At 70.9% G+C, this 6,973-nt stretch carries 6 protein-coding genes; 2 read left to right on the top strand and 4 right to left on the bottom strand.

Features of this window, described 5'->3' with window-relative positions; all coding sequences use genetic code 11:
• Nucleotides 1-217 precede the first annotated feature (217 nt).
• Entirely contained in the window at nt 218-1,105 is an 888-nt protein-coding gene (locus ACWDRW_RS39925; protein WP_451733389.1) for a DUF6397 family protein, read from the top strand.
• Nucleotides 1,106-1,107: 2 nt separating this feature from the next.
• Here ACWDRW_RS39925 and ACWDRW_RS39920 read toward each other — a convergent pair whose 3' ends face one another.
• Both ACWDRW_RS39920 and ACWDRW_RS39915 read right to left on the bottom strand, forming a co-directional pair.
• On the bottom strand, nt 1,108-1,977 hold the full coding sequence (locus ACWDRW_RS39920; RefSeq protein WP_451733387.1) for an acyl-CoA thioesterase: 870 nt from the start codon (nt 1,975-1,977) through the stop codon (nt 1,108-1,110).
• 19 nt (nt 1,978-1,996) lie between these two features.
• Nucleotides 1,997-4,510 (bottom strand): DEAD/DEAH box helicase, encoded by a 2,514-nt coding sequence (locus tag ACWDRW_RS39915; RefSeq protein WP_451733384.1) that lies wholly within the window; start codon nt 4,508-4,510, stop codon nt 1,997-1,999.
• Between the two features lie 145 nt (nt 4,511-4,655).
• Between ACWDRW_RS39915 and ACWDRW_RS39910 the strand changes: the two genes are divergently transcribed.
• Nucleotides 4,656-5,450 (top strand): metal-dependent hydrolase, encoded by a 795-nt coding sequence (locus ACWDRW_RS39910; RefSeq protein ID WP_451733381.1) that lies wholly within the window; start codon nt 4,656-4,658, stop codon nt 5,448-5,450.
• Nucleotides 5,451-5,473: 23 nt separating this feature from the next.
• On the opposite strand, the gene ACWDRW_RS39905 is transcribed toward ACWDRW_RS39910, so the two are convergent.
• Nucleotides 5,474-5,734 carry a type B 50S ribosomal protein L31 gene (locus ACWDRW_RS39905; RefSeq protein ID WP_451733378.1) on the bottom strand — a complete coding sequence of 87 codons (261 nt, stop codon included), beginning with the start codon at nt 5,732-5,734 and terminating at the stop codon, nt 5,474-5,476.
• 30 nt (nt 5,735-5,764) lie between these two features.
• Nucleotides 5,765-6,235 carry a DUF5709 domain-containing protein gene (locus tag ACWDRW_RS39900; RefSeq protein WP_451733375.1) on the bottom strand — a complete coding sequence of 157 codons (471 nt, stop codon included), beginning with the start codon at nt 6,233-6,235 and terminating at the stop codon, nt 5,765-5,767.
• Nucleotides 6,236-6,973: the final 738 nt, after the last annotated feature.

Below are 6,973 nucleotides of genomic sequence, written 5' to 3'. Positions count from 1 at the left end.
ACCTCCGTCAGGGCAGACAGAAGCACCCCCGGCGCACGCCACGGCATTTACCACGCCCCCGGCGCGCACCGAAGGTGCGCTGGATCGCTGACCTGTACGTTCTCTCTCCTCCGTGGAGTTATCCACAGGCCCGCCACGAGCCCCGCCGGATTAGCTACCGTTCTGTCACGGCGAACGTACACAGCGTGAGCATCCGACTCCACGGGGGAGATGGACCATGGCAGGCGACACCATCACCGGGCGGCAGGGCAGTTCCTGCACCCCGGGACACGCGGCTCGGGAACTGGGCCTGAAACGGCGTGAATTCGACCTCGCCGTCCACCTCGGGCACATCAGGACCGTGCCGGACGAAGGAGGGGGTGGGGGAGCCCGCCGCGTCTCCCGCTCAGAGATCGAGCGCCTGCGTGCGGGGGAGGGCTTCCCCGAGGCACTGCTGGAGCGCGTGAAGGCCGTGGGCACCACCGAGGGCGCGGCTCTGATGCGGGTGCCCGCCGGCCGGTTCACCCGCCTCGCCCGCCTGGGCCTGGTCGTGCCGGTGTCCTTCTACCTCAACCGCTACCGGGCCGTGGTCTGGATGTATCTGGCCGAGGAACTACGGCAGTTCGCGGCCGACGAGGAGAACGTCCCGCTGTTGAAGGCGCGCACGCCGGAAGGGCTGCGCGATCAGTTGGAGGCCGGGCTGGACCTGCGCCCGCGCAACTGGCGCGGACGCCACCTGGGGTTCCTGCTGCGGCAGGCCGAGGAACCCTGGCAACAGGCCGGAGCCGTCGCCGCCTTCCTCGACCAGGTCCGGATCGCGGAGATCGTCCCCGACCCCTACGAACGCTCCTATCTGAACCGCCTCCGACCAGGGCCGCCCGCGCACGGAGCACCGGGCTCACCGGCCGCGCACCGGTGCGAGCAGATCATGACGGCGGACGACGCGGACGAGATCGGCTGGCTGCGCGCCGACCTCACCCGGGCGATGCAGGAGGCGCGCGACCATCGGCCCGCCCCGCGCCCCACGGCACGATCAGGCTCCGCGGAGCAGCCAGTCGCTGTCGCACCGGAACCCGGTGAGGCCCGGCACCGCCTGCTCGGCTGGTTGCGCCGCAGAAGCGCCTGACCTCACAGGGCCCGGAACAGCCCTTCCTGGACGACGGACACCAGCAGTCGTCCCTGAAGGTCGTAGATCCGCCCGCGGGCCAGACCGCGCCCGCCCGTGGCGATCGGCGACTCCTGGTCGTACAGGAACCACTCGTCCGCGCGGAACGGCCGGTGGAACCACATCGCGTGGTCCAGCGACGCGATGTCGAAGCTCCGCGGGCCCCACAGGGGTTCGACCGGGATGCGGACGGCGTCCAGGAGGGTCATGTCGCTGGCGTAGGTCAGCGCGCAGGTGTGCACGACCGGGTCGTCGCCGAGCGGACCGACCGCCCGCATCCACACCGCGCTGCGCGGCTCGGCGTCCTTGACGTCCTCGGGCGTCCAGCGCAGCCGGTCCACATAGCGGATGTCGAAGGGCTGGCGGCGTGCCATCCGCTCCAACTGTTCGGGCAGCGCGCCCAGATGCTCCCGGATCTCGTCGGTGACCGTCGGCAGCGACTCGGGGTCCGGGACCTCTCGGGCCGGCGGCAGCTGGTGCTCGAAGCTCCCTTGCTCAGGCTTGTGAAAGGAGGCGGTGAGATTGAAGATCGTGCGGCCCTGCTGCACGGCGGTGACCCGGCGGGTCGTGAACGACCGCCCGTCCCGAACCCGTTCGACCTGGTACACGATCGGCACTCCCGGCCGGCCCGGGCGCAGGAAGTACGCGTGCAGTGAGTGCACCGGACGGTCGCCGTCCGTGGTCCGCGCGGCGGCGACCAGTGCCTGGCCCGCCACCTGCCCGCCGAAGACCCGCTGGAGGGACTCCTGGGGACTGCGGCCACGGAAGATGTTGACCTCGATCTGCTCCAGGTCGAGCAGGTCGACGAGCCTCTCGGCCGGATTCGTCGTCATGGGTGGGATTCTCCTGTGCTCACAACTGGCCTACGTCGGTGACACGGACCACCGCGCGGCCCTCCGCGTCGGAGGCGGCGAGGTCGATCTCCGCGCTGATGCCCCAGTCATGGTCCCCGCTCGGGTCGTCGAAGATCTGGCGCACGCGCCACAGACGGTTCGCCGGCTCCTCCTCGATCACCAGGAGCTTGGGGCCGCGGGCGTTGGGGCCGGTGCCGAGGTCGTCGTACTCGTCCCAGTACTTGTCCATGGCCTCGCCCCAGGCGTCCGCGTCCCAGCCGGCGTCGGCGTCCATCTCGCCCAGCTCCTCGACCTGGTCGAGGGCGGCGAGCTCGACCCGGCGGAAGAGCGCGTTGCGGACCAGGACGCGGAAGGCGCGGGCGTTGGTGGTGACCGGCTTGACCTCGTCGGCCTTCTCCTGGGCCTGCTCGGCGGTCATCTCCTCCGGGTTGGCGAGCTGCTCCCACTCGTCCAGCAGGCTGGAGTCGACCTGGCGGACCATCTCGCCCAGCCACTCGATCAGGTCCTGGAGGTCCTCGGACTTCAGGTCGTCCGGGATGTTGTGGTCGAGGGTCTTGTAGGCGCTGGCCAAGTAGCGCAGCACGATGCCCTCGGTGCGGGCCAGCTCGTAGAAGGAAACCAACTCGGTGAAGGACATCGCCCGTTCGTACATGTCCCGGATGACCGACTTCGGGGACAGCGGATGGTCGCCGACCCAGGGGTGGCTCTTGCGGTAGGTGTTGTAAGCGTGGAAGAGCAGCTCCTCCAGGGGCTTGGGGTAGCTGATGTCCTGGAGGCGTTCCATGCGTTCCTCGTACTCCACGCCGTCGGCCTTCATCGCGGCGACGGCCTCGCCCTTGGCCTTGTTCTGCTGGGCGACGAGGATCTGCCGCGGGTCGTCCAGGGTGGACTCGATGACGGACACCATGTCGAGGGCGTAGGACGGCGACTCCGGCTCCAGCAGCTCGAAAGCGGCCAGCGCGAAGGTGGACAGCGGCTGGTTGAGGGCGAAGTCCTGCTGAAGGTCGACGGTCAGGCGGACGATTCGGCCGGTGGGGTCCGGCTCGTCCAGTTTCTCGACGATGCCGCCGTCCAGCAGCGAGCGGTAGATGGCGATCGCCCGCCGGATGTGCCGGAGCTGCTGCTTGCGGGGCTCGTGGTTGTCCTCCAGCAGATGCCGCATCGCCTCGAAGGCGTTGCCCGGCCGGGCGATCACCGACAGCAGCATGGTGTGCGTCACCCGGAAGCGGGAGGTCAGCGGCTCCGGCTCGGAGGCGATGAGCTTCTCGAAGGTGTTCTCCGTCCAGCCGACGAACCCCTCGGGTGCCTTCTTGCGGACGACCTTGCGTCGCTTCTTCGGGTCGTCGCCGGCCTTGGCCAGCGCCTTCTCGTTCTCGATGACGTGCTCGGGCGCCTGGGCGACGACGAAGCCCGCCGTGTCGAAGCCCGCCCGTCCGGCGCGCCCGGCGATCTGGTGGAACTCACGGGCTCGCAGGGTGCGGACACGGCTGCCGTCGTACTTGGTCAGCGCCGTGAACAACACCGTGCGGATGGGCACGTTGACCCCGACACCCAGGGTGTCCGTGCCGCAGATGACCTTCAGCAGGCCGGCCTGGGCGAGCTTCTCCACCAGGCGGCGGTACTTGGGCAGCATGCCGGCGTGGTGGACGCCGATGCCGTGGCGGACGTAGCGGGAGAGATTGCGGCCGAACTTGGTCGTGAAGCGGAAGTTGCCGATGAGCTCGGCGATCTGGTCCTTCTCCTCACGCGTGCACATGTTGATGCTCATCAGCGCCTGCGCCCGCTCGACGGCCTGCGCCTGGGTGAAGTGCACGATGTAGACCGGCGCCTGCTTTGTCTCCAGCAGCTCGGTCAGCGTCTCGGTCAGCGGGGTGAGCTTGTACTCGTAGGACAGCGGCACCGGACGCGTCGCGGAGCGGACCACCGCGGTCGGGCGGCCGGTGCGCCGGGTGAGGTCCTGCTCGAACATCGAGACGTCGCCGAGCGTCGCCGACATCAGGATGAACTGCGCCTGGGGCAGCTCCAGGATGGGGATCTGCCAGGCCCAGCCGCGGTCGCCCTCCGCGTAGAAGTGGAACTCGTCCATGACGACCTGGCCGACGTCCGCCTGCTTGCCGTCGCGCAGTGCGATCGAGGCGAGGATCTCGGCGGTGCAGCAGATGACGGGGGCGTCGGCGTTGACGGAGGCGTCGCCGGTGAGCATGCCGACGTTCTCGGTGCCGAACAGCTTGCACAGTTCGAAGAACTTCTCCGACACCAGCGCCTTGATCGGGGCGGTGTAGAAGGTGACCTCGTCGCGGGCGAGGGCGGCGAAGTGCGCACCCGCCGCGATCATGCTCTTGCCGGAGCCGGTGGGCGTCGACACGATCACGTTCGCGCCGGAGACCACCTCGATCAGCGCCTCCTCCTGGTGGGCGTAGAGAGTCAGACCGCGTTCCTCGGCCCACGACTCGAAGGCTTCGTAGAGGGCGTCGGGGTCGGCGGTCTGCGGCAGCTGATCGATGAGGGTCACGCACCCATCTTGCCTGGCCTCCCCGCTGTCAGGGGAATCGGCTGCCGGTCCGAAGATCGCGAAGGCTACGCTGTGTCGCCGACGACACGTCAGCGCACATCGTCAACTGGACAGCGGCACACGAGGAATGGGGCGGGCAACGGCCATGATGGGACCAGCACACTCACTGTCGGGCGCCGCGGCCTGGCTCGGTGTCGGGGCGGCGGCCGCGGCGACCGGACGTCCGATGCCGTGGCCCGTCGTCCTGGTCGGCGCCCTGATCTGCGCCGGAGCCGCGCTGGCCCCGGACCTCGACCACAAGGCCGCCACCATCTCGCGGGCGTTCGGACCGCTCTCGCGCGGGGTGTGCGAGATCGTGGACAAGCTCTCCTACGCCGTCTACAAAGCCACCAAGAAGCAGGGCGACCCGCGCCGCTCCGGCGGTCACCGCACGCTCACGCACACCTGGCTGTGGGCGGTCCTGATCGGGGTGGGAGCCTCGGTGCTGGCGATCACCGGGGGCCGCTGGGCGGTGCTGGGCATCCTCTTCGCGCACATGGTGCTCGCCATCGAGGGTCTGCTGTGGCGGGCGACGCGGGGATCCAGCAGCGACGTCCTCGTCTGGCTGCTGGCGGCGACCAGTGCCTGGATCCTGGCCGGGGTGCTGGACAAGCCGGGCAACGGCGCGGACTGGCTGTTCACCGAGCCGGGCCAGGAGTACCTGTGGCTGGGACTGCCGGTCGTGCTGGGCGCGCTGGTGCACGACATCGGGGACGCGCTGACGGTGTCGGGCTGCCCGATCCTGTGGCCGATCCCGGTGGGCCGCAAGCGCTGGTACCCGATCGGCCCGCCGAAGTTCATGCGCTTCCGGGCGGGCAGCTGGGTGGAGCTGAAGGTGCTGATGCCGGCCTTCATGCTGCTCGGGGGAGTGGGCTGCGCGGCGGCGCTCAACGTGATCTGAGCGAGCGCGGCGGAACCCGCCCTTCAGGCGCCCTCGGCGCCGGCCCCGCCGTAGCGGCGCTCGAAGCGGGCGACGCGGCCTTCGGAGTCCACCGTGCGGGCCTTGCCGGTGTAGAAGGGGTGGCTCTCCGAGGAGATCTCCACGTCCACGACCGGGTAGGTCTCGCCGTCGTCCCACTCGATGGTCTCGCCGCTGGTCGCGGTGGACCGGGTGAGGAACGCGTACCCGGCGGCCCGGTCCCGGAAGACGACCGGGTGGTAGTCGGGGTGCTTGTCCTGCTGCATGAAGGCTCCTCGGGGGTCGGGGCGGCGGGATCAGCCGGACAGGGCGTCCTCGTCGACGATGTGCATCGCGGCCTCCTCGGCCGAGGCCGCGGCGCCGTCGATACCGACGTCCGTGGCGACCAGCGCGCTCTCCTCGTCCTCGTGGGCTCCCTCGTCCGGGGCGACGAGCCGGCCGGAGCGGGCGGCGCCGACCTCGTTGTCCAGCAGTTCGCCGTCGGTCTCCGAGGAGTCGCCGAGGCCGTCGCCGTCGGGGGCGGCGAGGTCCGGCAGCTCCTCGGCGAGCCGCTGGTCCAGCGTCTCGCCCTGTTGGCGCTCCGCGGCCGTCACTCCGGTGCGCTCCACCGCCCATGGTCGATCCGGGGGGGACCATCCGCGGTCGAGAGGGTCGCCGACGCCGTCGTTGTCTAGGGTGTCCTCGGCGTCGAGCAGCCCCGCGTCGTCCTGAACGTCGGACGAGTCGGGCTGGTAGACGTCGTCACCCCATCCGTCGGCGCTGTTCACGGGTACCTCCTGGTGAAGGGGACGGGCCCGTCGACATCGCGATCGACGACGGGCCGGCGCGCGGGGCACAGGCTGTGCACGGCGCGAGCCGCAGGCTTCCCGGGCGCTCCCCGAACCGGTGCCGCTATCCAGCCTTCCACCCCTTTTCACCCCTGCGCAACGGCACGGGTCCGGGGCATGGAAGAGACACCTCCGGGACCTGGCTTCCGGGCGGGCGCAGAACCAGGTGCCGAGCGCCGGACCGGAGGGGCCGAACGGTCACGGCGGTGGCCCGGTGTGCACCTGCGCGGCGGTCGCCGGGCCGACTGGGTGGGCACCCTGCTCGGCTCGCCGCCGGACCGAGCAGGTGCGTGCCCGCGGGGCTGGTCACCGGACCGATCCGGTGTGTACCTGCGCGACTGGCGCCACTCGACGCAGGCCCACGGCGGGGGCACCCGCCCGCACAGCCCGCGTCGGCCGACGGAAGAGGGCCGCCCGGAGCACCCGCAGCCCTCACCGGGCCCGGAGATCACCGCGGCTCCCCCGCCCCGCGCTCGCCCCCCGGCACCCCCGGGCCGTCCCGCAGGCCAGCTGGATCCCCGGTCCCGGGCCGTCCCGCAGGCCAGCTGGATCCCCGGTCCCGGGCCGACTCGCAGCCCGGCTGGATCCCCGGTCCCGGGCCGACCCGCAGCCCGGCCGGATCCCCGGTCCCGGGCCGGCGTTCTGGACGTAGACGTTGCAGCCCGAGCCGGTGACCGA

Source organism: Streptomyces sp. NPDC003635, assembly GCF_053587635.1.
The sequence above is the reverse complement of the archived record's forward strand: the minus strand, read 5'-3'. Positions and strand labels throughout refer to the sequence as shown.